This is a genomic window from Nocardia abscessus NBRC 100374, assembly GCF_000308455.1.
GTDB lineage: Bacteria > Actinomycetota > Actinomycetes > Mycobacteriales > Mycobacteriaceae > Nocardia > Nocardia abscessus.
In genome coordinates this window covers 97739-122361 of sequence record NZ_BAFP01000039.1, presented here as the reverse complement: position 1 = coordinate 122361, position 24623 = coordinate 97739, and the positions used below count along the sequence as shown (strand labels likewise).

Below are 24623 nucleotides of genomic sequence, written 5' to 3'. Positions count from 1 at the left end.
CCTGCCTCCGGGCATCGTGCGGTCGATCAGCCCGCGACCGTCGGTGACACGGCCGTCGACTCACTGCCGGTCACCATGCCGCGGACCTGCCGCGCCGCCACCGAGAGCGCGGCGAGATCGTGCGTTTCGGCGGCGAAGATCTGCGCCAGCGACGCACCGGCACGGGCCAGCCGTGACCGGTTGGTCGACTCCCAGTACGCGATCTTCTCGGCGGTGCTGTCCTGCGGTTCGGTCGCGGTGAGCACGTCGAGGGTCAGCGACCGCAGCGAATCGTAGAGATCCTCGCGGACGGCGAGGCGCGCCAGCGCCCGCCAGCGCCCGCCACGCTCCAGTTTGCTCACCGCGGTCAGCAGCCGTTCGATCTGGAAGTGCTCGTTGAGCGCGTAGTACAGCACCGCGACCTCCGCCGCGTCGCGCTCGGCGATGTCGGCCAGATCGATCACGTCCAGCAGCGGGAACAGGTGGATCAGCCCGAACGCCTCCTCGGCCAGCTCCCGCGGCGCGCCGCGGGAGATCGACCGCCGCGAACGCTCGGCGAGATCGTCGGTCAGCTCGCCGGCCAGCCAGGCGGGCACCTGGCCGGACAGGGCACGCACGCCCTCGCGGTACCGGGCGATGTCCGCGCCGATCGCGATCGGCTGCGGCCGGTTGGACAGCAGCCAGCGTGACGCCCGGTCGAGGGTGCGCTTGGTTTCCAACTCCAGTTCGTTGCGCGCCGCCGTGGACATCGGCGTCTGCCTGATCCGCTCCCAGAGCGTGTGCAGATCGAAGATATCCACCGCCGCCTTGTACGCGCGCACCGCGTCGTCGGTGGTCGCCCCGGCCTCTTCCGCGAGCCGGAAGGCATAGGTGATCCCGCCGTAGTCGACCATCTCGTTGACCACGACGGTGGCCACGATCTCGCGCCGCAGTGGGTGCCTGCCGATCGCGGAGGCGAACCGTTCGCGCAGCGGCGCGGGGAAGTAGGCCGGCAGCACCGAGGCGAACGCCGCGCTGTCGAGCAGGTCGCCGGCCAGCAGGTCGGCCTTGAGCGACAGCTTCACGTGCGCCATGAGATTCGCCAGCTCGGGCGAGGTGAGCCCGGTCCCTTCGGCCGCGCGACGGGCCAGCTCCGCCTCGGTGGGCAACGCCTCCAGCTCACGGTCCAGACCGCGGCGCTGTTCGAGGTCGTTGATCAGCCTGCCGTGCACGCCGGACATGCCCGCCGCGTCGGCCCGCGACATCCCGAGCCGGAAGTTCTGCGAGATGTTGTCCCGCAGCACGAGCTCGGAGACCTCGTCGGTCATCGAGGCCAGCAGCGGATTGCGCTCGGCGACCTCGAGTTCGCCGCTGGAGACCACGGCGTCGAGCAGGATCTTGATGTTGACCTCGTGGTCGGAGCAGTCCACACCCGCCGAGTTGTCCAGCGCGTCGGTGTTCATCCGTCCGCCGTTGCGGCAGAACTCGATCCGGCCCAGCGCCGTGGCGCCCAAGTTGCCGCCCTCGCCGATCACCTTCACCCGCAGCCGGTCGGCGTTCACCCGCACCGCGTCGTTGGACTTGTCGCCAACCTCGGCGTTGGTCTCGGTGCTCGCCTTGATGTAGGTGCCGATACCGCCGTTCCACAGCAGATCCACGGGGGCCAGGAAAATGGCTTTGATCATTTCCGGCGGGGACAGCGTAGTCACGTTCGGGGGGAGGTCGAGTGCCGCGCGCACCTCCGGGGTCACCGGGATCGCCTTGGCGGAACGGTCGTAGATGCCGCCGCCGGAGCTGATCAGCGACTTGTCGTAGTCGGCCCACGACGACCTAGGCAACGCGAACATCCGCTGCCGCTCCCGATAGGAACGGGCGGCGTCGGGAATCGGGTCGAGGAAGATGTGGCGATGGTCGAACGCGGCCACCAAGCGGATGTGCTCGGACAGGAGCATGCCGTTGCCGAACACGTCACCGCTCATGTCGCCCACACCCACCACAGTGAAATCCTGGGTCTGAGTGTCGATCTCCATCTCCCGGAAGTGGCGTTTCACGCTCTCCCAGGCGCCCTTGGCGGTGATACCCATCGCCTTGTGGTCATAACCCGCCGAACCACCGGAGGCGAACGCGTCACCGAGCCAGAAGCCGTAGCTCAGGGCCACGTCGTTGGCGATGTCGGAGAATGTCGCGGTGCCCTTGTCGGCCGCCACGACCAGGTAGGTGTCGTCACCGTCCCGGCGCACCACCTGCGCGGGCGGAAGCACTTCCCCGGTCGCGCGGTCGACGTTGTCGGTGATGTCCAGCAAGCCGGAGATGAAGGTGCGGTAGCAGGCGACACCTTCCGCACCCAACGCCTGCCGGTCCGCGACGGGATCACCGGTGGCCGTGGGCGGTTGCTTCACCACGAAGCCACCTTTCGCGCCCACCGGCACGATCACGGCGTTCTTCACTGCCTGCGCCTTGACCAGACCGAGGATTTCGGTGCGGAAGTCCTCCAGACGGTCCGACCACCGCAAACCACCACGCGCCACCGATCCGAAGCGCAGGTGCACGCCTTCCACCCGGGGCGAGTACACGAAGATCTCGAATTGCGGGCGGGGCTTGGGCAGTTCGGCGATCGCGTGCGGATTCAGCTTGACCGACAGATAGTCCAGCGCAGCGCCCGCCTCGTCGCGCCGGTAGTAGTTGGTGCGCAGCGTCGCCTCGATCAAGCCGAACAGTGCCCGCAGGATGCGATCGGTGTCCAGGCTGACCACGGCGTCGATCTCGGCCTGCACCCGCTGCGCGATCTCCGTGGCCCGGTCGGTCGCTTCCGCGCCGACGCCGTCCGGGTCGAAGTACGCGGCGAACAGGTCGATGCACGACCGCGCCGTCGCCGGGTGGTTGAGCAGGACGCGCGTGATGTTGCCCAGGGTGTAGGCGAATCCGGCCTGCTGCAGATACTTCGCGTAGGCCCGCAGCAGGGCCACCTCACGCCAGTGCAGGCCGGCGCGCAGCACCAGTTCGTTCAGTCCGTCGACTTCGGCGCGGCCGAACCACATCGCGGTGACCGCATCCGGAAAACGCCGTCGCACACTCGTTTCCGGCAGCGAGGCGGCCTCGACGGAATGCCCGGCCTGCGCGAGCGGCTCACTGTCGAGCGCTTCCCGCAGCGCCGCGGCGGGCACGCGCAGCCCGAAGTCGTAGATCCAGCGGTCCGGCCGGTCCGCCAGCGCGATGCGGTAGGGCCGCTCGTCGACCACCTCCACACCGAGACTGTGCAGAACCGGCAGCACCCGGCTCAGCGAGACGCCCTCACCCGCGACGTAGAGCGTGAATCGCCACTCCGCGGAGCCGGACTCGCCCTGACGGTAGAGATCGGTGTCGATCGCGCCGTCGGCCAGCCGCTCGAGGCGCCGCAGGTCGGTGAGGGCGTGCGCGGGCTCGTGCTCCTGCTGGTAGCTCGCCGGGAAGGCCGCCGCGTAGTCGGTGACCAGCGCCTGCGGCACGTCGGACACGCCCGCGGCCTCGGCGACCAGCCGGTCGCTCCAGGTCCAGGTCGTCGCCAGCAGCAGTTCCTGGATGCGCTCGCGATTGTCCTCGGAGATGTCGGCGGCCTCCGCGCCCGGCTTGCGGTGCACCGTGAAGTAGACGACGGCCAGCTCCGATTCGGTGGCCCGCGCCGAGTAGGCGATCTGCTCGGCGTCGAACTGCTCGCGCAGTATCTCGCCCATGCGCAGGCGCACCTCGGTGGAGTAGCGATCGCGCGGCATGTAGACCAGGCAGTAGATGGTGTCGCTGCGCGAATCACGCCGGATGAACAACCGCACCTGCCGCCGCAGGCCCAGATTCATGACGGCGGAGACGGTTTCGAACAGCCTGCGCGCGTCGGTGGAGAACAGCTCCACACGCGGGAAGGACTGCATCATCTCCAGCATCGCCTGCCCGGAGAACGAATCGAGGCCGAAACCCGCCCATTCGATGACCTGCAGCACGCGCCGCGAGATGATCGGGATGTCGAGGATGTTCTCGTGCAGGCCCGCGACGGTGAAAGTGCCGACGAAGACGTGTTCACCCTTGACCATCTTGACGGTGTCGCCCCAGGACGCACGGCCGCTCGGATCGCTCGCCCCGTAGTCGGCCACGCTGATGAAGTACAGGTCGCGAGAGCCGGGCAGCAGCGAGTCCACCGAGCCGTTGGCCATGCGCAGGACCGTGCGCTTCGCGCCGACCACGGGCACGCTGATGTCGGCGTCGGCGCCGTTGCCGAGAACGCCGAGTCCGGTGCCCGGCAGCTGCCACGGCACGAAGTCGGCGTTCGCGCTCGGCGCGGAGCGGCGGAAGTGGTAGTAGCCGTAGCCGAGCGTGGTGAAGTGCCCGTCCGACAGCCAGCGCAGCAGCCCGGCGGTCTGCGGGATCTCCGCGTCACCGGCCCACTGCGCGGCCTGATCGAGCTGGTCGGCGACGTTGTTGAGCACCTCGACCATGGTCGGCGTGTCGACGGCCACTCGGCGCAGGTCGGCCAGCAGTGGCGGCAACGCTTGTTCGATCCGGTCCACCAGTTCGTCGGACAAGCCCGCACCCAGCTGTACGTGAATCCACGACTCGCGCAGGGGCTTTCCCTCGGCGGCTCCGGCCGTCTCGGCCACGCCGTCGCGGGGCGCGATGGACAGCACCCGGCCGTCGGCGTCGCGCGTGACGTCGAACACCGGATGCACGACTTCGGTCACCGTCGCGCCGAGGCGGCGCAGCGCGGCGGTGACCGAGTCGACCAGCAACGGCATGTCGTCGTTGACGATCTGAATCGCGGCGCCGAGCCCCGCACTGTCGTCGGGCCGGTAGACCCGGGTGGTCGCCGAGCCGGGCGCGCGGGTGGCCGCCAGCTCCAGATGCTGCCGGAAGATCCGTTCGGCCCGGTCCGTGATCGCCGACGCCGAGGATCCGGGCTGGATCCACCGGAAGTAAGCCGCCTCCAGGTCGGTCGGATCATCGCGGAACCGCTTCGGTGAAATCGTCTGCTGGGTGGTTGCCACCATCGATCCGTTGCCTTCCCGAGAACTGCGCTCGTACGTGTTTCGTACCTCAAATAACGTACCGCTGAATAACGGCACAATCAACAGTGTAACAATAATTGGCTGCGGCCGACATGGGTTGCGTGCGTCCGGATCAGGGATTTTCCGCAGTCCGGCGGCGGCGGCGCCGCTATGTCAGCGGACCAGTCCCGCCCGGGACAGGAAGGTCTGCGCGGCCGTCCGACTGGCGAAGGTGCTCGTCTCCAACCGCAGACCGGTCCGGGTGTCGGCGTACCAGACGGTTGCCGAGGGACCGATCGCCGCGTAGACGGGACCGTCGACCAACGCGGAGCCGCCCGCGGCGCGCCATCGAGAAACGCTGTCCGCCAAGCGATCCTGCGGTAACAGCTCGGCGTAGAAGGTCATCTCGCGGCCGCCGGCTATACCGCCGAAGAGCATCGGGTCGGTGGGGGTGATGACGCATTTCTCCCGCTGCCCGCCGTCATCCAGCGGCTGACAGGTCGCCGCCGTTCGGAGCGAACCCGGCATTGCCCGGACCGGCGCGGTTCCCCCTATGTTCGACGGCAGCGGCAGCGAACAGGAGCGGACTGCCAGCACCGCGGCCACGACCATCAGCAGCAGGACAACCCCGACGGCCTGCCACTGCCAGCGCGGATACGCCTTGTCCACAATGCTTTTCGCCTCGCCGCCGACTTTCTCGACGACTTCGGCGACCTGAGCGGGCAGCTTCTCCCCCACGGACTTCACCGCGTCCACGGCCGCGCGCAGCGGCGCTCCGCAGTGCGCGCAGCGGGAATCCGCGCCGGTGTTGCGGTGCGAGCAGTACTGGCATACCAGTTCGGGCAGCGTGGACACCTCAGCGCCCCATGATGACGACCGAGGAGATGGCGGTGGTGTTGACCGTGGGATCGCCTTTGGACTCCAGCACTGTCAGCACGATCTTCGACGCGCTCACCGCGGGCTCCATCTTGGTTACCACCAGAGTGCGTTGATCGAGAGTCGGCTGCGTGTAGACGGTCTTGTTGCCGTCGTCGAACTGGTAGGAAACCCGGCTGACAGTGCGGTACTTCGCCCATTGATCGGTGCCGTCCGCGCTGATGTGATCCCAGCCGGGCACGATGCCGATCGAGTCGATCTGATACGTCTTGCCCAGGTCGATGGTCACGACCTGACCGTCCACCTTGTAGGCGCGCACGCACGACCACGCCTTGCCCGTCTGCCCGCCGAAAGCGTCCATCGCCGACGTGCTGCCAGGCGGGCACTTCGAGTCCGCGGACTTCGGCTGGATGATCGAACTCGCAGGTGGCGCGGCGGAGGTCGCGGGCGCCGCGGGGGTCGGCGGCGGCGTGACGACCAGCAGCTGATCCTGCGCCGTCTTCTCCTGACCGCCGGTGGTGACCAGCAGCAGTACCAGCAGCACGGCGACCACCGCGCCGACGATCAGCGCGACCCTGGGTTTGCGGAGTTGGACGAGCGCGTCCTTGGCGATCTGCTGTGCGGGTGCGAGCCGGTTGGCCTGCGGAGTCGCCGGACGTTCCGGTTCCGGTTCCGGTTCCGGCTCGGCGGGTGCGTTCGACCGCGCGGCGACCGTGGAGTAGTCGCTCCCCAAGCTCACCGGTGGTGCGGCGTCCTGCGCCTGCCCGTTCAGCAGCGCGAGGATCCGTTCACTCGCCTTCGGGCCGTCACCGGTGCGCCGTCGCGGCGCGACCTCCCGCGGCTCCGAGTCGGGGTCGGGCAACCCGAGCGACGCGGCTGCGAACTCGGCGCTGTCACCGAACTCCGCACTACCGGAGGAGGACGACGCCGCGGAAGGCCCGAGCGAAGGGTCGGACAGCAGTGCGTCGAGGACCGCACCTCGATGACGGAGAAAGACATCTCCCGGGTCCTCGGCGGGCATGGTCGGATGGTATCCGGCCCGAGCCGCCCACCGGCGCCGACGCTATTCCCGCTGGAGAGAACAGCCGACCCGTCGAATCAGCGCTTCTTCTCCTCGGTCACGAAGTACTCCGGCGGCACGTCGAACACCCGTGCCAGCGCGATCACCAGATCCAGCCGCGGGATCGCGTCCCCGTGGATCAGCCGGTACAGGCCCGACTGCGACACCGGCACGTCCGGGTAGGCCAATTCCAGATGCTGCGCCAGCGAATAGAGCGTCAACGACCGCGTCGATCCGTCCTCGGTCGAGACGACGGATTCCGCGATCAGCTCCGACAACCGGCTCGAGAAGATCGCCGCGGCCGCCTGTCTCGGGGTCAGCGCGTCCCCGGCGTCCTGATGAGGGAGATCGCCGCCATCGGAATGGGGGGTGTCCGCAACCACGGTGATAGACATTAACCGACCACTCCCATCAGCTCACGCGACGGCCACCGGGTTGCGGAGGTGCAACCACGGATCCCGATGCCCCCGCACCATGCGGAGGCGGCCCGTCGACGGTATCGAAATATCGTGTCTCGCCTCGCGGCTCGATGAGGTCAACCCGCACCGTGCGCATCGGAATGCTTACGTCCACCGCGGTGGCGCTGACCTGGTTGATCGCGAGATCGACCGCACGCCTGCGCGGACCGCCGGGCTCGCTGATGGTGACCGTGGTGTGCGCGCTGGACGCACGCGGCGGCAGGTGGTCGAAGACCGCGATGGTGGCCGGAGTCTCCGTCTCCGCACTGGGGTCGCCGGTTTGCCCGGCACCGGGAGGTGCCAAGCGCATGGAGCGCGGGTCGCCGACCGCGGTCACCAGTTGGCGCCAGTTTTCCGGTCGCGCCGAATGGATCTCCACGTCCGCACCGACCACCATGGCCCGGAGGATGATCTGCTGTGCCACCGGCAGCACGGCCTGCACGTCGATGGTGCGCCTGCGCGGGTTGTACCGGGCCGGGTCGAACAGCGGCAGGGCCAGGGTGTGGCGTGGCTGGCCGCTGATCGCGCCGAGGATCTGGCCGTTCGGGCCGATCGCGATAGCCAGTTCGGCAATGAGATCCTCGGGCGCGATGTCGGCGCCGGACTCGAAGCCGCGCAAGGCGCGGACGGAGGCGCCGGTGGGCAACGACGCCAGCAAGGCCGTGGATTGGTCGCCGCCCAGTAGTCGCAGATACTCCGGAGGTTCTGTGGTCACGGCCGGACCGATGAACCGGACCAGCGCGCGCGGACCGGTCGTGTCGGCGGTCAGGCTCACTACGAGGGTGGTGCGGCCGCGATTCCAGGTCCAGCAGTCGTCCAGGCCCACCCCGCCCAGTTGGCTCCAATCGATCAGGAAGCTGGTCACACACCGGCCGGGCACCGACGACTCGAGATTGCTCCAGGTTTCCCGGAGATCGGAGAGTTCGACCCCGGCGTGCAGCAGGCGCGTGGCGTCTCGTAGCGCGTCCGCGGGCAGGGCGTGGGCGGCGATGCCGCGTTCGCGCAGGCGCCCCGCGATCCGATGGGTGGCGCTGGCCAGTGCTTTGGGAGCGACCACCGAGCACGGGCCGCGCTTGCTCAGCGCAGCCAGGTTGCGTTCCTGGTCGAGCCGGACCACCAGCCAGGTCAGCCGGTCCCCGACCACCGGGTGGGAGCCGATCAGCTGGTCGTAGAGCATGCTGTAGCTGCCGGTGGAACGGACCCGCTGACCGGTCGTGACGATGTCGATGTCGACCGAGATGCCGAACTGATCCAGCATCGGCAGCAGCAGATCGACCGGAATGGTGTCCTCGGTGTAGAGCGTTCGCTCGCCGATAACCGTGGGCAGGTCCAGATCGGGCGCGAGCTGGATCATCGCGATGAGCGTGGTGCCCGCCTCGTTGACGCCGCACACGCCCGCGGCGACCTGCACGTCCCGGATCTCGGCGCGCTGTGCCCGTTCGCGCGCCCGCGCGGTGCGGCCGCTTCGGTAGCCTGCCCAGTCGAGCAGCCAGCGGGCGCCGGTGCGTCCGTTCACCCGGACGGTCACCGTCGTCAGCAGGACGGTGACCACCACCGCGCTCACCCACCACGGCGTCTTGGCCGACAGGCCGACCAGCAGCGGGCTGCCGACGACGACGAAGGCGGCGAACGGACCACGCTCGACGCCGGCGACCCGAACGCTCGGAAAGCTCACCGGCGCCTCCGCTTCCCGGAGTTCAGGTGGCTGCCGGCCAGCCCGAGCAGCACGGCCGCCAGGATGACGACGGTCGCGGTGACGGCGGGTCGCAGATCCTTCGGGCGCGGCGGAGCGGGCATGGGCAGCTCCGCGGACCGGAACAGACCCGCGGGTTGCTGCGGCGGCGTGCGGTAGCTCAGGGCGGCCAGCGGGTCGATCACGCCCGCGCCGACCGCGTTGTCGATACCACGCGCCGGAGCGTGCGCGCTGCCCTGGAGGCGGGCGGCGATTTCCCGCGGGGTTTCGTTGGGGAAACGCGACCGCAGCAGGGCGGCCACCCCGCTGACGTAGGCCGCGGCGAACGACGCGCCACCGACGGGCACGAGCTTGTCCGGTTCGCCGACACCGTTGATCAACCCACCGCCGCCCGGGCCGAGCGACTCGATGCCGGTCCCCGGGGCGGCGACCGAAACCCACGGTCCGGTGAGCGAATCCTCCATGGGTGCGCCGGTCGCGGTGGTGAATCCCACCGTGAGCACGTCGGCGCCGAACCAACCGGGCGTCGAGATGGTCTTCACGTCGCGCCAATTGCGCGGGTCGGCGGGGCGAGTGGGGTCGATGTCCGGATTCGGCGCGCAATTGGCGCTGCCCGAGCTGTTGCCCGCGCCCGCCACGATGAGCGAGCCGCGCACATGGACGGCATAGCCGATGGCGGCCGAGAGCATGGACTGGTCCACCTGGGCGTTCACTGGCATGCAGATAGGCAGTGACACCGTGATCACTCCCGCGCCTTGGTTCGCGGCACGCGTGATCGCCCTGGCCAGCGTTCGGATTTCGATGGCGACCCGCTGGCTCTGATCGGAACTCGGTCGTTCGGGGCTGAACGCGCCGGAACGAGTGCGGATGGAGATGATCCGCGCGTCCGGGGCCACGCCGGCGAATCCGTCGGTGGGATCGGATGTCGCACCGATGATTCCGGCGACCAACGTGCCGTGCGCGTCGCAATCGGACAGTCCGTCGCCACCGGCCGCCAGGTAGTCCCCACCGCCGACCAGGTTGGGCAAGCGCGGATGGGGCTGCACTCCCGTGTCGATGACGGCGACGGTCACTCCGGCACCCCGGCTCAGGGCCCTGGCGCGGCGCAGATCCAGCGCCAGTTCCGGGGGCGGAGTGCGGGTGAGGTCGCTGTCCGGCAACACGCCCGCGGCCAGGCAGCCTTTATCCTGCTTCATCGGCTGCTCGGGCCCTGGCGGGTCGTCGGCGGGCGGCGAACCCACTATCACCTGGGGCGGTTCGAGCGCAACGGCGGGAGCGGCGGTGACGGCGAGCATCACCCCAGCGAGAACGGCCACAGCGGCGCTGCCGACCTTCATCAGATTCCTCGCATCGCGGTGTAGACGCCCATGATCCAGAACGCGATCACCGGAACCACCAGGATGAGTGCGTATTCCACCAGGTCGATGACGCGCCGAGTCACCGGAGACAGCCGTTTGCCCGGCAACCGGAGTGCCGCGAGACAAGCCGCGCACGCCGCCAAGGCCACCACCAGTCCGACCACAAGACGTGCGACCGGCGTCTCATAGGCGCCGACCAGAACGAAACCGACGCCGCACACCGTGACCGCGGACCCCGAGATCAGCGCGATCGCCTGGACCCGATCCGGGTGCCAGCGCGCACGCATCGCCAGCAGACCGCCGACCGCGGCGGCCATGACGATCTCGCGGACGCCGCCGGGGCTGACCGCGGCACAGATCACCACGGAGACCGCGAGCACCGTGGAGATCGCGGCGATCAGGCCGCGCAAGCTGGTCACCGCGAGCCGGGCGCGGCTTTCGATCCCGACCTCGTCGGCCAGGCGCTGCTGCTCGCCAACCGCGGTGTGCTCGTCCCCTTCGCGCACCGTCTCCGCGTCGAAGATGTCGGTCAGCGTGTTCGGCGAGACCTCGGTGCCCGGATCGGGCAGATCGGGGGGCCGGATGCGGGCGATGACCACGGCCAACCGCGGCGCCATGGTCAGCAGCACGATCCCGACGAACACCACGCCGCCCGCGACTTGCCCGACCGAAAGACCCGCGTAGGTCAGCGGTAAGGCCGCGGCGGTCAGCATGATGCCGAGAACAGTCACCGCCATGAGGGTCGCGATGCCCACCCCGCTCAACCGCATCATGGTGGCGGCGGCCACTGCGGCGACCACGGCTCCGGCCGCCAGGTTGGCCGCGGCGAACGGGCCGGGCTGGCCGTAGGCGGGCGGCACCAGCATCGCAGCGCCCGCGAACAGCAGCGGCGTCGCCGCCAGGGTCAAGCCGAGGGAGAGCTTCGCCGGAGCGTCACGACGGCGGGCCAGCGCGGCCGCGGCCCAGCCCAGCCCGCCGAGCAGCAGGGCGGGCAGCCCGCACCACAAGGTCGAACCGGTCATGGTCCACGACCAGGACAGCATCGCGGCCACCGCCGAGGCGCCGACACCGAGCGTGGCCAGACCGACGATCGCGGCGGTGTTCGTGTCGAACTCGGCGAATTCACGCTCGTTGATCAGCGCGAGGGCATCGGTGATGTCCTCGACCACCGGCGTGAACACCTCCGCCGACTCGACGACCGACAGCATCAGCACGCTGCCGTCGGTGACGTCGTGGTCGTCCAGGCTGCGCCAGCGCGGAATCGGCGGCTCGCCAGGGCGAGCCAGGCTCCACTGGCCCTGCGACGGAGTGAAGTCGACGCTTTCGTCGTCGATGGCCGAGGCCAGCACGACCAGCAGATCATCGATGAAGGTCTCGATGGTGAACTTGGTCGGCACCACCACGTCGACCTGATAGGTGGAGACCATCACGGCGATCCGGGCCCTTGCGACCTCTGCCGACGGCTGCGTCCCGGCAGGCGCGGGCGCGACGGCAGTGCTCATCGCCACCCTCCGCGGTCACCGGAGTTGTCCGCGCCGCCGGAGAGGTATCCAGGGAATCCATCGGCCAGCCACGCGGCCAGCTCCTCGAACGCGAGCACGGTCTCCTTCTCCAGCAGCCGCAGGTCGATTTCGCCGCCTTCGGCCAGATGCGCGTCGTAGGGCAGCACGCACGTGGGGCGCTGCGCGGTCTCGAACAGCTTCTCGATCGCGTCCACGTCGACGGTCGGCTTCAGCGGCTGGTGATGCACGATGCCGACGATCGACTTGGCGATCAAGTGTTGCAGGCCATGAGAACTCAGCCAGTTCAGGGTGGCCACGGCGCCGGTCACACCGCCGACCGTCGCCGGGGTGACGACCACGACGGCGTCGCTGGTCTGCAGCACCGTCGACGTCACCGAATCCAGCACACCGGTCCCGCAGTCCACCACCAGCAGGTTGAAGTGCTTGCGCAGCACTTCCACGGCGGTGCTGTACTCGCGGCCCGACAGCGCCTCGGTGGCCTCGGTCGACCACGGCGACGCGATCACGGCCAGGTCGGAGGAGTTGATCGAGGTGAACGACTGCACCGCGGAGAACGCGTCGAGGTTCTGCGACTGCGCCAGATCGCGCAGGGTCAGGCCGTAGGGGTGCCTGCAAGTACGGGTCGACAGGTCGCCGAAGTCCGGGTTCGCGTCGATCGCGACCACCCGGTCCGGGCGCAGACCCGCGAAGGTCGAGCCGAGCGTCGCCGCGGTGGTGGTGCGGCCGACGCCGCCCTTCACGCTGATCACCGCGATCTGATAGGTCGTGGTCAGCTGGCGCCGGATGCGCGTTTTGCGGTCTTCGGCGCGTTGCTCAGCGGGCGACAGGCCGAGGTTGAAGCCGACTTTGTTCAGCGCGCCGCGCATACCGGATTGCGAACGCAGCTGCGCGCGTTTCGCGGCGGAGATGTCGGCGAGCAGTTCGATGGAGCTCAGCGCGGCGGGCAGCACCTCGATCCGCGGCGTGGGTTCATAGGCGGACTGGTCGACGCGCTCGGGCACCCAGGGGGTCGCCGATCCCGAGGACCATTCCTGATTCGTGGACGCGGGATCGTTGCGCGCGAGCGCCTGGGAGGGCCCGACAGCGGAGTGCGGCGCCGGCTGGTGCTGCTCGGCTGCCTGCTGCTGAGCCGAATGAGGTTGTGACGCTTGCTGCTGCGCTACCGGCGGCGGCGGAGCGGAGTAGCTCGACGGCGGCACGTTCGCCTGCGGCGGCTGCGCATTCCCGTGCGCCGACGGCGTGCTCGGAGGCGACGGCGGCGTGTCGGGTCGAGCCGTCTGCGCATGCGCTTGCGGTGGCGGCACGACCGCCCCGGGTGGTGGCGCCACCACGCCCTGCGCGACACGGGAGTCGGGCTCCGCAGCGGGCGCCTGTGGCTCGCGCGGCGCGCCGATCACGGGGTCGACGTGGGTGAACTTGTCGGCATCCTGGGGGGTTTCCGGGGCAGGGCCCTGCGCGACGGCTGCGTCCGACAGCTCGTTCGACGGTGCGAAGTACGCGTCGTAACCGCCGCGAGCGCGCGCGGACTCGGCCGCATGACCGTTGATGCTCGGTGCTCGGTTCATTTCCGTCGTCCTCTCGACAACCATGGTCCGATGTTCAGCTCGTTCTGCTGGTGTCGAACCAACTCCGGCCGGGCAGCAGGTCGATGAGCGCCCCGATACCCGACCGCACGGCCGCATCGTCGCCAGGAGCGTACGTCGACCAGATCTCTCCATCCATCGCCCTGCTCGGGGTGACGATCAGCCTCCCCGAGAGCGTATCGAGCACGCTCAGGAATGCCTCGTTCTGGACCGAGCCGCCGTCCCGATGCTCGATCATCAGGACCTCGGCGCGACGCACCACCTCATCCAGCACCCGGGTCAGCACACCGGCGGTGTGTGGTTGGGCACCCAACTCCAGCAACGCTTGCCGCCGCTCTTCCGGGTCGGTAGGCACCTCACCGAACTGCTCCAGCGTCGCGGTCAGCGGGGTGAAACGCAGCGCCTCCGCCGGTCCCAGCGCGGCGGCCAGCGCGGCCGACACGTTCTCCAGGTCGCGCCCCTCTTGGAACACCGACTGGATGACCACATGGTCGTCACAGCGCACCGCGAGCACATGGGTGTCGTCGCTGCGCACCAGTGAAAACCGCAGCACATTCTCGAATTTCTGGTCCGGTCCGATATCCATGACCATGGCCAGCATTTCCATGTCCGGCCGGTACAGGCAGTGCAGCCAGTGTTCGACCGTCGGATGCACGCTGTCGCCGTCGATGATGCCCACCTCGGTGAGCTCTTGCGCTACGACAGCGCGCACCCGTCGCAGATCCTCGACGTGGTAGACGTTGGGCATCAGCGCCAGCACGGGAGGATAAGCGTCGATGCCGACCATGTCTTTCAAAAGCAGGGCGGCATCGACGTTCAGATCGATCGCTACGGGAGGATCAGATTCCACACTCTCACCACAGTCGTAGTCGGCCTGTGCAGCCTCACCGCACCACGTCCGGCGAAGCCAAGGCGGACAGGGGCTGCGGGCAGGCTAGATACCGAGTGCCAGGAACCGGCCGCCCTGTTCCTTGTCCTTGACCTGCATGCCACCGTTCTCGCCCGCCACCGCCTCGACCGTCTTCTTGAGCGATTCGAGCTTGGCATTGTAGGTTTCGATCTTTGCCATCAAGCGGTCGATCGTCGGATGCCAACCGTTTTCGGCCGCCTCACCGGTGAAGGAGCCCTTGAGGCCGTTCTCCAAAGAACGAAGGGCCCCGTTGTTGCCTTGGATATCACCCACGATCTTCTGGAAGGTGAGGTTGCTCGTCGTGACTGCCGTGTAGTTGTATTTCATGGATTTCTAACCTTTCTCGCGCTGGTAACTGCCGAACGGGCGGCACTCACCAAGTGAGGTCGACTTTGCCTGTCACGGCATCGTTGCCTGCGACGCCATCTATACCGAAGGCGGTCGCCTGCAAGACCCGAGCGGCGTTCTCCATATCCTGGACGTCTACCGCGATACCGGTGTCCAGCAGCGTTTGGATGATCTCCTGCAATTGGCGGCCGAGGTCGGCGCCCGCCTGGTGGGCATCCGTCATCGCCGCCACGATCTGGTTGCCTGCGCCAGGGCTCTTGACCGCAGCCTGCAACTCGTCCTGTACACCGAGAAGGGCTTTCAGGTAGCCCTCGTGATTACCTTGCAGGCCCATCGCGGTCTTCGCGCTGGGAATCAGTTGATCCGGAACCGCATTGAGTTCGCCGGCCATTTTCTGTTCCTTTCCCGTTTCGAACTAATCTCGGCCACGGTGTGTGTCACCGGGGACGTTTTCGACGACCAACGCCTGGTCGTCGTCGGAACTTTGGAGAACACCGGCCAGCACCAACTGTTCATCCACTTGCTCCTCCGGGCGTTCCTCATCGGCGTACTCGATGACGCCTATGACCGGAGGCTGCTCCAGAACGGGTACGTCCTGAGGTTCGCCGGGCACGAAGACCTTCGACTTCTCGCGGTCCTCGTCCCGCTTGCGCCGCCGCAGCTGCGCCTTCGGCGCGGTCGCACCGCGCGGTGGTGTGTTGCGCGAGGCCGGCCCGGCCGCAGTGGGATTGGGCGTCGCGCCGAAAGCGGTTCCGCGGCCGAGTTGCCAGTTCGACGGCATCCGGAACCCGGTCGCGGCGCCCGGCATCGCGCCGAGCCCGCCCTGCGTCATACCGAGCATGACAAGGCTGCCGACTCCGCCGGACAGCCCGGCGAGAGTGGGCGAATCCGGCGACGTTCCCAGAAAACCCTGCTGGTCCAGCGAACTCGTGCCGTCCAGCGACGAGTCGGACAGCGATTCGGGCAGCTGCTGGGACAGCGACTGATCGGCCTGCGACGGCAACTGCTCCGCCGGTTGGGTCGGATCCGGCCCCGGGTCGGTGGGATCAGGAGTCGTTTTCCCGGGGTCGGTGCCGGGATCGCCGGTCTGGTCACCGGTTCCGGTATCGGTGTTGTTCGTATTCGTATTCGTATTGGTGTTCGTATTCGTGTTGTTGGTATTGGTGTCGGTGTTCGAATGGTCACCGACTTGAACGGAGTCGTGCTTGGGGACGAAGTTCTCGAAATCCCTTCCCACCGGAACCGGCTGCTGGCCTCCTCCGGTGGTGATGGGCGTGGGGACGATCGGCGCGGGCAGACCTCCCAACGCCGCCCCGGCAGCACCCGCGTAGGCGCCCATGACACCTGCCGCCGCGCCCCAGATCGCCGCGTATTCGAGCTGATTCGCCACGATCCCCGCTGCGTTCTTGGTCGCGGTGTGGACGAGAAGCTCCGCCCGGTTCTTGGCCAGCCACGCTCCGACGCCCACCATTTGCGCCCGAGCTACCTCGTACGCTGCCGCGGCCATCGTCGTTTGAGCCGCGGCCTTCGCCGCGGCGGCGGCCTGCTGCCGTAACCATCCCGAATGCTTGCGGAATGCCGCTTGCGACATTTCGGACGACGGTCCGCGCCACGACTCCGCCATGTTGCTCATCGAGCCGTCGGTCCCGGACGCCGCTCTGCTCAACGCCGCGGCCAGCTTCGTGTACGCGGTCGAGGTGGCCTCCAAGGAGGCCGAGCCCGGGCCGGTGGTCAACCGGGCGATATTCACCTCCGGCGGCAACGCAGCGAATAGAAACCCTACCGGCATGACATCAGCCTTCGCTCAACCGACTTCGGCTATTTGACGGCAAAAGTAGTGCCCACGGAGCTGACGTGCGCACCGTCGAGGATGTCCTCGCCGGAATAGGCCGCACCGACCTGAGGTAGCTGTGCTTCGCCGTCGACGCCGTATGCGACTCCCTGGACGGTGTGGCCGAAGAACCCGGCTCCATAGACGCCGAATACCTCGGGCATCATGAGGCTGACGTCATCGATCGCCGGTGACATCGGCACCGCGCCCGCGGCGGAGGTACCGATCTCCTGGACCAGATCAGCGGTCGAGATGCCGAGCTGCGCGGCAATGATAGGGAGATGTTCCGGAGTGATCTCGACAAACATGGAATCTCCTAACAAGAGGTGCCGACTCGAATCGAGCGGTACAAACAGAACGCTAAGCCATTCCCAATATTGGGGATGGGACATCGCACAGCCCGGGCACTCTCACTCCTGAGGCGGGGTCCACGCCGCTTGCACGAGGTCCTTCCGCGAGTGCAGCGGTTCGACCAGGATGCCGCGGCCGACCGGTTGTTTCGACGGCTTGACGTCCCCGATGAGCATGCCGTCCAGCTTGGAGCCGTCCATGATGAGACCCGAGGAGTTCAAGTTCTTCATCTGGCCGAGCACGTTGTCGTACATCGCGGAATCGGCCTGCGCGATATTGCGCGCCACGATGAGGTGCAGCCCGGTGTCGCGACCGTCGATGATGACCTCTTTCAACGGCTCCAGCGGGTTGAGCGCGCCGCGCTGCGCGACCATGTGGTAATCGTCGACCACCACGAAGATCTCCGGTCCGGTCCACCAGGAGCGGTCCTTGAGCTGTTGGGAAGTCACGCCGTCGGGTGCCCGGCGGCTGCGCATCTTCCCGACGAATCCGGGCAGGCTCTCGGCCACGTCCCGTTCGGTGGTCAGATATCCGATCAGCTGTTCGTCCGGGATCGCGTCCATGTGCTGACGCCGATAGTCGACCAGCAGAACACGCGCCTGGTCCCGATCGAACTGCTGGCGGATCGATTCCAGCAGCGCGGCCAGCACGGTGGACTTTCCGCACCCGGAGGAACCGAGCACGATCATGTGCGTGGAGACACCGAAATCAATGGTGGCAGGTCGCAAGTCGGACTCTCGCACACCGAACGGCACCATGAGCCGGCGCGCCAACGTGGTGGGCTCCGGCCAACCTGCCCTGATCTCCGCCAGGCTGACCCGGGAAGGCAGCAGCCGCACTTCCGGCGCCCGCCGATTCTGGTAGGACCGCGTCAGGCGGTCGATCGCGGCCGCCAGACCCGCGCCCGCGGACTCGGGGTCCCCGTTCGCATCGGCGCGTGGCAGCGCGGTGAGCATGTGCAGGCCTTCGTTCGAGATGCATCGGCCGGGGCGGTCCGGCGGGATCGCCGTGACGACGTTGCGGTGGGTCATGAACACGGTGTCGGTGAGGTCGCCGAGACGCATCTCCAACCGGGTCTGCACCAGGTCCTTGATCGCGGGCCGGATCGCGGCCCAGCGTGAACTGCTCACCACCAGATGGATGCCGTAGTTGAGGCCTTGCAGGGCGATATTCTCCATCACCGGCATGTACTCGTCGTAGTACGGCCCGGTGACCGCGAAGCCGATGTCCCAACCGTCCACAACGATGAACACGTCGCCGTGCGCGTCACCGCGTGCGCTGAGTTCGGCCGACTCCCGCGGCGAGGTGCGTCTGCGCCGGAACTCGCGCATGGTATCGATGCCGAGTTCGGTGAACAGTGCCTGCCTGCTCGCGAGCAGATTCGTGATCAAGGCGAAGGTGCGGCGGATGCGGTCACCGTCGCGAGAGGACGCGACCGAGCCGACGTGCGGCAGGTTGCGCAGCCCGGACAGCCCGCCGGAGAAGTCCAGGCAGTAGAACTGCACCTGCTCCGGGGTGTGCGTGAGCGCCGCCGACATGACCAAGGTCTGCAGGGCGGTCGATTTGCCCGACTGCGGGCCACCGACCACGGCCACGTGGCCGCCTCCGGCGGACAGATCGACCCACCATACGTCCTGGCGCTGCTGGCGTGGCTTGTCCACGATCGCCAATGGAACTTGCAGCGCTCCTTGCGGAACCGAGCCGATGAGCTGGTCGAGAGTGGGCGGCGTGCCGAGCGGCGGGAGCCACATCTTGTGCGCGGGCCTACCGTGGCCGGCGAACTGTTGCAGCACCGTCTCCATGATGGTCACCGGCTCACCGTCGGCATTCGGCTCCGGCGCGACCGGCTCGGGATCGATGACCTGGACCGGACGCACGTCGACGATGTGCCCCACGGTGAACCGTTGCGGTGGTCGATATCCGCCGCCCGCGCGGCGCACCCGCTGCGCAGTGGCCGTGGAGTTCTGCACCGGCGGCGTATAAGGCGCGCCGACATACGCGGCTTGGAACCGTTGCAGATCCCCGGACCCGACACGCAGGTACCCGGCGCCCGGCTTCTTCGGCAAGTGGTAAGCGTCGGCGGTGCCGATGGCATCACGCGAGTCGCTGGTCTGGTTGGTGCGCAACGCGATTCGGTACGAAAGGTGCGCCTCCAGTTCACCCATCCGGTTGGCGGGCACTTTCTGCGAGGCCAGCAGCAGGTGGATGCGGAGCGATCGGCCCAGGCGGCCGATGGCGACGAACAGTTTGGAGAAGCCCGGATGCTGTTCGAGCAGTTCGGCGAACTCGTCCAGGATGATCAGCAGGGTCGGCAACGGCGGGAGGTCGGCGCCCTGCTCGCGAGCGCGCTCGTAGTCCGCCACGCTGGCGAAGTTGCCGGCGTCGCGCAGCACGCGTTGTCTGCGCGCCATTTCGCCATTGATCACGTCCTCCATACGGGTGACGAGATCGGCTTCCTCTTCCATGTTCGTGACGACCGCCGTCACGTGCGAGAGCCGGTCGAAACCGAGGAAGGTCGCACCGCCCTTGAAGTCGACCAGCAAGAGGTTCAGGACATCTGGCGAGTGCGTCGCGATCGCCGAGAGCACCAGGGTGCGCAGGAATTCCGACTTGCCCGAACCGGTGGCGCCGATGCACATGCCGTGCGGACCCATGCCTTCTTCGGCGGATTCCTTGATGTCGAGGTAAACCAGGCCGCCCGCCGGATCGTGACCGAACGGGATATTCAGCCGCGACCGGTCCGCGTCCCGCCGCCGCGGCCACTGCAGATCGATGCGGACCGCGCCCGGATCGAGCAGTCCGACCATCTCCTCCCACGAGGTGCCGCCGCTGGCCTGCTCGGCGGCTACCGCCTCCACCACCGTGGACAACCGGTAAGGCGAGATATTGCGCGCCATCGCCGTCATAGCGGCCACCGAGAGCGAATCGGCTACGCCGACGCGGCGGATCCCGCGGGTGGTCACCTCGTTGAGCGATCGGTCGTCGCTCACATTGAAGCGCAACGCACGCGGAAGATTCTGCTCCGTGGCGCCCAGCCGCAGCCACGTACAGCCATCGATGCCGGAGATGTCGCGGTCGGTCGCGGGCCCGGCGACGTCGACGATCAGCAGATAATGCGTCCGGTCCAGGGTCGGCTGCGAATTCGCGGAGAACGGACCGCGATTGAGTCCGGCGAGCACCTTGGTGCGCAGCTCGGCGACGGTGCGGTAGACCATCCGGCTCGAGCCGATCGCGTCGGTGTCGCTCGGATGCTGCGTGTGCGGCAGCCACTTCAGCCAAGACCATTCCGGCGCATCCGGATCCGACAGCACCGCCGCGACCGCCACCTGGTCCGGACCGTGCAGCACGACGACCTCGGCGATCATCGCGCGGAGCAGGCCGGCCACCAGTTCCGCGTTACCGTCGACGCCGACCTGCGGCGCCGACAGCAGGTTGATCGCGACCGGCATGCCGCCGACCGTCGAATACGCCTTGGCGAACCGCGTCAACTCGACGACGCCCACCGGGTCGAGATCGGACGTGGGCGCGGCTTCCGGGACGATGACTCGCACTTGATTGGCGATGCGTCCACGGCCGACCCGCACCCGCAGGAACTGCGGACTCGCGACCTGAACCTCCCACATCCGCTTGCCGCCGATCAGGCTGGCGATCTCACCGGGACCGGGGTGGGTGTAGCGCAGGAACGCGTACAGCTCGGCCTCCGCCCCATGCACCGTCTTGCGGTTGTCGGTGATACTGCGCAGGTAGTCTTTGCGTTCCTCGTTGAGGCCGGCCGCGCCGCCGGAGCCGTTGCCCGCGAAAGCGCCACCCATCATGCCGAACATCGACACCATCATCATGGCGGGGAACATCAGCATCATCGGGTTCATAGCCCCGCCGCCGCCGCGGAACATCATGACCATCATCCCGCACATGGCCGCCACCATGACCACGGGCATGATCATCCGCAGCCGCGACGGCGGCACCGGCTTGGGCAGCTCGGTGGGTGGCTGCAACCGCAGCTCGGTCACGGCGGGCGCTTTGGGCCCGCGCACCATCCGGGCGGGTCGCACGAAACGACGAGTGGTGGTCACTACGAACCACCGAGCCCGGCGACGATCTTGTTGTTCGGGATACCGTCGTGCTGAATGCGAGCGTCCTTCTGGGAGAGTGGCGGGCCGACCGCGAACAGGGAGACGATGCTCCACGGCGCGGGGACCGGCGCCCGCAGACCCAGTGCCGTCAAGGTGGGCTCGCTGGCGCCGCCTGCCGGATCGATGACGACGCCGTAGCGAACACCGCTGTCGGACACCCAGTAGAGCGATTCGCGCAGCGGCGAACCCGGTTCGCTGCCGGTGACTTGCACGAAACGGCCGGTGTCACGTGGCATGTAGGCCGCATCAGCGGTTGTGCCGCGCGAAGCGGACGAGGTCACCAGGTCCACCGCGCGGTTCTGCTCGTCCTGCGTGAGCGGCAATTGCCTGCCGACCAGCAGTTCGGTGGCCGCATTCGGATCGTTTCCGGAGCGCGACCAGTGCAAGCAGGTCACGCCGGATCTCTCGGGATCGACCAGCCGGATAGGCCGGGTCGGGTAGCTCGCGGTTCCCGGCCACTGCCCTGGGCGCAGATTCGCCGCGATCACGTCGGGTCCGACGGTCCGGGTGGACACCGCGCCTTGGGAGTCCGCATTGCGGACCATTGCCGCCAACACCGCGCTGATCCGCACCAGCCCCGACTGCGAGACGAGATAGTAGGAAGCGCCCTGGTCCGGCGTCGACACGGTGAGTACCGAGCCGACCGGCGTGGTGAATCCGTTGTTGAGGGTGATCGACTCGCCCTTACCGGGTACGTCGGGTACTCGCAGTGGCGGTGCCTCGGGGATCGCGTTGACCAAACCCTTCGACGCCGCCACCACCGGAGCGGTCGAGTCGATGCCGAGCGCCATGGCCACCGCGGTGCTGGCGAGGTCGATCGAGGCGCGCACCACGCCCTTCTCCGCATCGCCGTAGACCAGCCAGGTCGTGGTGTCGTCACGCAGCAGACGGGCCTCGCCGTCACCGAGCAGGCGGATGGCGTCGCCGTCGACGGTGAGCGGGCCGCCGATCGCGGTCGTCCGCACAGCCGAGCGGCTCACGGTGGGCAGGCCGGTCGCGGGGTTGACCGGCGCCGCCGCACCGGTTCTCGCCGTATCACACACCGTCCACGACGAATCCTTCTCGTCGGTGTCGGCGATGTTGCCGGGCGCACCGGGAATGCCGACCCACGGCCCGCGCGGATACTTCGACAGCTCGTCCCGGGAAACCTGCACCGGCTTGTCGGGAGACCCGACGATGAGCCGAGCGGAGGTCAGATTCAGCGCGGGGAACAGCCGATTGTTCAGACGCACGAACAACGCACCGGTGTCCTTCTCCGCCACGATCTTCGAGTCCCCGACCTTCTTGGCTGGTTTGAAGAATGCCAGAACGGCGGCGCCCGCGATGATCACGCATGCCAGCGCGACGCCGATCGCGAGCGCGGTGGACCGACCGCGCTGCGGGTCATCGATCATCGACGCGTCTCGACGGACGAGCGCGTGCTCGATCCGGCGCAGCAGAAACCGCCAGCCAGAGATCTGGTGTTTCGTCACAACCCGGAAGCGCGCCACCGGTTATCGTCCTTCCGCCGCCCTGCTGCCACATCGCGACCAGCGGTCACATCGTGGATACGACCTTCATTCCCAGCATCGGGAATGCTGGATCAGCGGACGCCTCACGCCCTTGCGCTCGGCGCCAGACCCTCGAGCGCCGCGCTGACGTCGAACGCGTCGATCGTCATCAGTTCCTCGTCGGTCATCGCGGCGATGTCGACGTTTTCCCTGGTGAAGCGGTAGTCACGCTCGGCTTCCGCGGCCTCGACCACGTTGCGCACGAAGCGGCCGTTGCCTGCCAGATCGATCAGCCGTCGACCGTTCTTGGTCTGTCCCGCCAATTCCTCACACCGCAGCCGCAGCACCTCGCGCGCCTGTTCGGACAGTATCGAATCCTTCTTCCGCGCGATGTGATCGGCGATCTGCACCAGTTCGTCGGCGTCGTAGCTGGCGAAACGGATACGCTTGGTGAAACGGGAGGCCAGACCGTCGTTGGACGCGAGGAACCGGTCGATCTGGTCCTCGTATCCTGCGATGATCACGACGAGCTTGTCGCGGTCGTTCTCCATCCGGGCCAGCAGCGTGTCGACCGCTTCCTTGCCGAACGCGTCGCCGCCGGAAAGGCCTTCCTGGATCAGCGTGTACGCCTCATCGATGAACAGCACACCGCCGAGCGCCGAGTCGATGAGCGCGTTGGTCTTGGGCGCCGTGTGACCCAGGTGGGTGCCGACCATGTCGTTGCGGGAGACCTCGATGACGTCGGCGTTCTCCACGACGCCCAGGCCGGCGAAGATCTTCGCGATCACGCGCGCGATGGTCGTCTTACCCGTGCCGGGCGGACCGGAGAAGATCAAGTGCTGCGACTTCGAATCCACGGCGAGCCCGCGCTTGGCGCGAACCTGGTCCATCAGCACACCGGACTTGAGCCGGTCGACCTGCTCCTTGACCGAATCCATGCCGATCTGCGCCTGCAGCAGATCCGAAGCCTCCGACAGGAGGCTCTCACGTTCGGCGCGGGCCGCACTGGCGGCCGCTTCGCGCGGGTCGTCACCGGTCTTGGGATCCCACTTGTTCGTCCGGGACGCGATGAGTTCCGCGGTGGCGACCTCGAACCGGTAGGACTTGTCCCGCACCGCGCGCTGCCATTCCTCGCGCTCGGGCCACAGCGCCGAACCTTGCAGTCCTTTGAGGATCTTGTCGGCGGCGTCGTGATCGCCGTTGTGCCGCATCAGCATGCCGAGCAGGAAATGCGCGTCGGCCCAGATGTAGGACAGATTGCCCGACGAGCTGTCCTCCACGATCCGCTGCGCGCGTGGCATGGCCTCACCGAAGCGCCCGAGGTGCGCCAGTGACTGGGCGGCCATCAGCTCGGCGGCGATATCCAGCAGGCCGTCTTCCAGCACCGGCCGCGCGGTGCGCGCGGCGAGCACCTCCGGCCATTGCTTCGTCCGGAAGAACAGCGACATGCGCACGAAATCCGCGACGTCGTCGCTGGGGACCTCGTCGAGAATCGCCGCGGCTTCCTGCCATTCACCACCCTCGGCATACGAACAAGCCTGCGCGATCGCGATCTGGTCGCGATCGGCCATCGCGACACGCAGCCCGTACATGCCGATTTCGACCTGGCACCACAGGGCGCGGTCGACCAGACCCGCCCGCTGCTGGTCGCGATAGAGGTTGTGCACCGACCGATAGGCCCCGTAGATCACCTCCGAGGTGACCTCCCCCGCCATCGCGCGCCCGAGCCAGGCGTCGCACATGTCCGGGTCGAGGTCGGTGGCGGCCCGAAACGCCGCCGCCGCATGCTGTTCGTTGCGCACGCCACCGGCGACCAACCCAAGATTCTGAACACCCGTGTAGAACGCGTCCTCGGCCGCTGACACTCGGACTTCCCTTCCGCCGAACTAGCCTGCTCGAACGATAGATTCCGGCGGTCACGCCCGGGACTCGACGCCTTCCCAACGATGGGAAGCGACCTCGGCGGCGGCGCACCCGGTTCCGGTCGATGTGCCACGACCGAACCCAAATCGTCTTCGACGCTGTCACGACGAGGGCGAGCC

General features: G+C 67.9%; 16 protein-coding genes. All 16 read right to left on the bottom strand.

Translation table 11 applies throughout. The features are described from left to right. Positions 1 to 26 precede the first annotated feature (26 nt). The gene (locus tag ON19_RS07845) at positions 27 to 4970 is read right to left on the bottom strand and encodes an NAD-glutamate dehydrogenase (protein ID WP_051168636.1); all 4944 of its coding nucleotides are present in this window, start codon (positions 4968 to 4970) and stop codon (positions 27 to 29) included. A gap of 171 nt (positions 4971 to 5141) precedes the next feature. Continuing rightward, positions 5142 to 5822 carry a hypothetical protein gene (locus ON19_RS07840; RefSeq protein WP_043688601.1) on the bottom strand — a complete coding sequence of 227 codons (681 nt, stop codon included), beginning with the start codon at positions 5820 to 5822 and terminating at the stop codon, positions 5142 to 5144. Position 5823: 1 nt separating this feature from the next. After that, positions 5824 to 6864 carry a discoidin/SUN/FTP domain-containing protein gene (locus ON19_RS38760; RefSeq protein WP_051168635.1) on the bottom strand — a complete coding sequence of 347 codons (1041 nt, stop codon included), beginning with the start codon at positions 6862 to 6864 and terminating at the stop codon, positions 5824 to 5826. 77 nt (positions 6865 to 6941) lie between these two features. Then, complete coding sequence (locus ON19_RS07830) at positions 6942 to 7298, bottom strand: helix-turn-helix domain-containing protein (protein WP_043688600.1); 357 nt, start codon at positions 7296 to 7298, stop codon at positions 6942 to 6944. Positions 7299 to 7314: 16 nt separating this feature from the next. Then, complete coding sequence (gene eccE / locus ON19_RS07825) at positions 7315 to 9036, bottom strand: type VII secretion protein EccE (protein WP_043688599.1); 1722 nt, start codon at positions 9034 to 9036, stop codon at positions 7315 to 7317. Further along, positions 9033 to 10391 carry a type VII secretion-associated serine protease mycosin gene (gene mycP, locus ON19_RS07820; protein ID WP_043688598.1) on the bottom strand — a complete coding sequence of 453 codons (1359 nt, stop codon included), beginning with the start codon at positions 10389 to 10391 and terminating at the stop codon, positions 9033 to 9035. Before mycP ends, eccE begins: the two co-directional genes overlap by 4 nt. Next, a complete protein-coding gene (gene eccD / locus ON19_RS07815) occupies positions 10391 to 11914 on the bottom strand; it encodes a type VII secretion integral membrane protein EccD (RefSeq protein WP_043688663.1) in 1524 nt (507 codons plus the stop codon). Before eccD ends, mycP begins: the two co-directional genes overlap by 1 nt. Next, positions 11911 to 13500, bottom strand: coding sequence for a MinD/ParA family ATP-binding protein (locus tag ON19_RS07810; RefSeq protein ID WP_043688597.1), 1590 nt, complete (start codon positions 13498 to 13500; stop codon positions 11911 to 11913). Before ON19_RS07810 ends, eccD begins: the two co-directional genes overlap by 4 nt. A 34-nt stretch (positions 13501 to 13534) precedes the next feature. Continuing rightward, positions 13535 to 14368: an ESX secretion-associated protein EspG gene (locus ON19_RS07805; RefSeq protein WP_043688596.1), complete on the bottom strand. Its 834-nt coding sequence runs from the start codon at positions 14366 to 14368 to the stop codon at positions 13535 to 13537. Positions 14369 to 14452: 84 nt separating this feature from the next. Then, entirely contained in the window at positions 14453 to 14755 is a 303-nt protein-coding gene (locus tag ON19_RS07800) for a WXG100 family type VII secretion target (RefSeq protein WP_043688595.1), read from the bottom strand. Positions 14756 to 14801: 46 nt separating this feature from the next. Continuing rightward, positions 14802 to 15167 (bottom strand): hypothetical protein, encoded by a 366-nt coding sequence (locus ON19_RS07795; RefSeq protein WP_043688594.1) that lies wholly within the window; start codon positions 15165 to 15167, stop codon positions 14802 to 14804. A gap of 24 nt (positions 15168 to 15191) precedes the next feature. Continuing rightward, positions 15192 to 16565, bottom strand: a complete 1374-nt coding sequence (locus tag ON19_RS38755; RefSeq protein WP_083899212.1) for a PPE domain-containing protein — start codon at positions 16563 to 16565, stop codon at positions 15192 to 15194. A gap of 29 nt (positions 16566 to 16594) precedes the next feature. Continuing rightward, on the bottom strand, positions 16595 to 16915 hold the full coding sequence (locus ON19_RS07785; RefSeq protein WP_043688593.1) for a hypothetical protein: 321 nt from the start codon (positions 16913 to 16915) through the stop codon (positions 16595 to 16597). Positions 16916 to 17017: 102 nt separating this feature from the next. After that, on the bottom strand, positions 17018 to 21031 hold the full coding sequence (gene eccCa / locus ON19_RS07780; protein ID WP_051168633.1) for a type VII secretion protein EccCa: 4014 nt from the start codon (positions 21029 to 21031) through the stop codon (positions 17018 to 17020). After that, positions 21031 to 22581: a type VII secretion protein EccB gene (gene eccB, locus ON19_RS07775; protein ID WP_043688592.1), complete on the bottom strand. Its 1551-nt coding sequence runs from the start codon at positions 22579 to 22581 to the stop codon at positions 21031 to 21033. The genes eccCa and eccB overlap by 1 nt, the downstream gene beginning before the upstream one ends. A gap of 104 nt (positions 22582 to 22685) precedes the next feature. Continuing rightward, positions 22686 to 24446 (bottom strand): type VII secretion AAA-ATPase EccA, encoded by a 1761-nt coding sequence (gene eccA / locus ON19_RS07770; protein WP_043688591.1) that lies wholly within the window; start codon positions 24444 to 24446, stop codon positions 22686 to 22688. Positions 24447 to 24623 lie beyond the last annotated feature (177 nt).

What these genes read in the sequence shown, in the direction of transcription:
- ON19_RS07845 (WP_051168636.1), bottom strand. Translation starts at nt 4,970, where the DNA reads ATGGTGGCAACCACCCAGCAGACGATTTCACCGAAGCGGTTCCGCGAT.
- ON19_RS38760 (WP_051168635.1), bottom strand. Translation starts at nt 6,864, where the DNA reads ATGCCCGCCGAGGACCCGGGAGATGTCTTTCTCCGTCATCGAGGTGCG.
- ON19_RS07830 (WP_043688600.1), bottom strand. Translation starts at nt 7,298, where the DNA reads ATGTCTATCACCGTGGTTGCGGACACCCCCCATTCCGATGGCGGCGAT.
- mycP (WP_043688598.1), bottom strand. Translation starts at nt 10,391, where the DNA reads ATGAAGGTCGGCAGCGCCGCTGTGGCCGTTCTCGCTGGGGTGATGCTC.
- eccD (WP_043688663.1), bottom strand. Translation starts at nt 11,914, where the DNA reads ATGAGCACTGCCGTCGCGCCCGCGCCTGCCGGGACGCAGCCGTCGGCA.
- ON19_RS07810 (WP_043688597.1), bottom strand. Translation starts at nt 13,500, where the DNA reads ATGAACCGAGCACCGAGCATCAACGGTCATGCGGCCGAGTCCGCGCGC.
- ON19_RS07800 (WP_043688595.1), bottom strand. Translation starts at nt 14,755, where the DNA reads ATGAAATACAACTACACGGCAGTCACGACGAGCAACCTCACCTTCCAG.
- ON19_RS07795 (WP_043688594.1), bottom strand. Translation starts at nt 15,167, where the DNA reads ATGGCCGGCGAACTCAATGCGGTTCCGGATCAACTGATTCCCAGCGCG.
- ON19_RS38755 (WP_083899212.1), bottom strand. Translation starts at nt 16,565, where the DNA reads ATGCCGGTAGGGTTTCTATTCGCTGCGTTGCCGCCGGAGGTGAATATC.
- ON19_RS07785 (WP_043688593.1), bottom strand. Translation starts at nt 16,915, where the DNA reads ATGTTTGTCGAGATCACTCCGGAACATCTCCCTATCATTGCCGCGCAG.